The sequence below is a fragment of the Oleiphilus sp. HI0117 genome (genome assembly GCF_001635235.1).
Genome location: NZ_LWGA01000406.1, coordinates 1 through 526, shown reverse-complemented (window position 1 = coordinate 526; position 526 = coordinate 1). Strand labels below are relative to the sequence as shown.

1 protein-coding gene is annotated in these 526 nt (G+C 42.8%); it reads left to right on the top strand.

The annotated features are described in order from the left end of the window. Positions 1–427: response regulator (locus tag A3757_RS04800; RefSeq protein ID WP_156506180.1), on the top strand; the 427-nt coding region annotated here is incomplete at its 5' end. Positions 428–526: the final 99 nt, after the last annotated feature.

Here is a 526-nt window from a genome sequence, read left to right as displayed (position 1 = left end):
ACCGGAAGTTTCCCTGAAAGGTGAGTCAGAGGGTTCGGGCATTAAACCTCATGCGGTGCAGATATTATTAGTTGAAGATAATGAAATTAACCAGCTGGTTGCCAAAGAATTGCTGTCCCATATGGGGTATCACATCGACGTGGCTGGCAATGGTGTAGAAGCTTTGGCTACTTTAAACAGTAGCGATAAAATATATGACCTGGTGTTAATGGATTGCCAGATGCCTGAAATGGATGGCTATGAAGCAAGTAAGAACATCCGCGAAGGCTTAGGCGGCGAGGCGTATAAAAATGTCCCAATTCTGGCGTTAACGGCCAACGCAATGAAAGGTGACAGGGAGAAGTGCCTGGCGGCCGGCATGACAGATTATGTGAGTAAACCAATTATAAGAGAAGATTTAGAAAGAACCTTACACAAATATGTCTAGGTGTTTGAAACACTCGACTTCCAATATTTAGCTGTAACGACTCGAAATAAAGGCGTTAGCAATAATTTTTATGTATAGAAGGGAATAGCTGAACAATCC